The organism is Microbacterium schleiferi (genome assembly GCF_020781975.1).
Classification (GTDB): Bacteria; Actinomycetota; Actinomycetes; order Actinomycetales; family Microbacteriaceae; genus Microbacterium.
The window spans coordinates 1-1,111 of sequence record NZ_JAJGNI010000030.1 but is presented as its reverse complement, the minus strand read 5'-3'; the positions used below and the strand labels follow the sequence as shown (position 1 = coordinate 1,111).

The 1,111-nt window shown below is 65.8% G+C and carries 1 protein-coding gene; it reads left to right on the top strand.

Translation table 11 applies throughout. The features are described from left to right. Positions 1-116: 116 nt before the first annotated feature. Positions 117-1,111 (top strand): IS481 family transposase (locus LL236_RS14730; RefSeq protein ID WP_228179577.1); only part of this gene is annotated, 995 nt, incomplete at its 3' end.

The window sequence follows — 1,111 nt, the reverse complement described above, 5'->3', positions numbered from 1 at the left end:
GTGTGATGTCCAGGGACGTTGTTGCGTGAATCGCGTGTGATCTGGTGACGGGTGAAGGCCTCCCGTTGCGAGAGTGGAGCTGTCTAGGAACCGCTTCACGCACACAGGAGGCCTTCTTGTCCCACGCTAACGCTGCTCTCACCCCGCGCGCTCGACTGCGGCTGGCCAAGCTCATAGTCGAAGAGCGCTGGCCTGTCATCGTCGCGGCGAAGATGTTCATGACTTCCCCGCCGACCGCCCGGAAGTGGGCGGCCCGGTTCCGCGCCGAAGGGCCCGCGGGAATGGTTGATCGGTCCAGCCGACCACGCTCGATGCCCACCAAGACACCGCCCGCGACGGTGAAGCGGATCCTACGGTTACGGTGGCGTCGCAGACTGGGTCCAGCGCAGATCGCCGGCGAGCTCGGCATCTCGGCCTCGACCGTGCATGCGGTGCTGGTGCGGGCGCGGATCAACCGGCTCAGCCATATCGACCGGGTCACCGGCGAACCCATCCGTCGCTACGAACACGACCATCCAGGGGCGATGATCCACGTCGACGTCACCAAGTTCGGCAACATCCCCGACGGCGGCGGCTGGCGATACGTGGGCAAGCAACAAGGCAAGCAGAACAAGCAGCGCGCCGCCCGCGCCGGCGCCGGATACACCGAGAAAGGCCATCCCAACATCGGCACCGCGTTCCTGCACACCGTGCTCGACGATCACTCCCGCGTCGCCTACGTCGAGATCTGCACGGACGAGAAGGCAGTCACCGCGATCGGCGTGCTCGAACGCGCCGTCGCATGGTTCGCTGACCACGGCGTCACCGTCGAACGGGTCCTCTCCGACAACGGATCGGCCTATCGTTCCCACGCCTGGCGAGACGCCTGCGCCATGCTCAACATCCGACACAAGCGGACCCGCCCCTACCGCCCACAGACCAACGGGAAGATCGAGCGGTTCCACCGTACCCTCGCCGACGGCTGGGCATACGCCCGGTTCTACTCCTCAGACAGCGAGCGTCGCGCCGCGCTGCCCGGTTGGCTGCACTTCTACAATCAGCACAGGCGCCACTCCGCGATCGGAGCCCCACCCTTCAGCAGACTCAACAACCTGCCTGGACATCACACCTA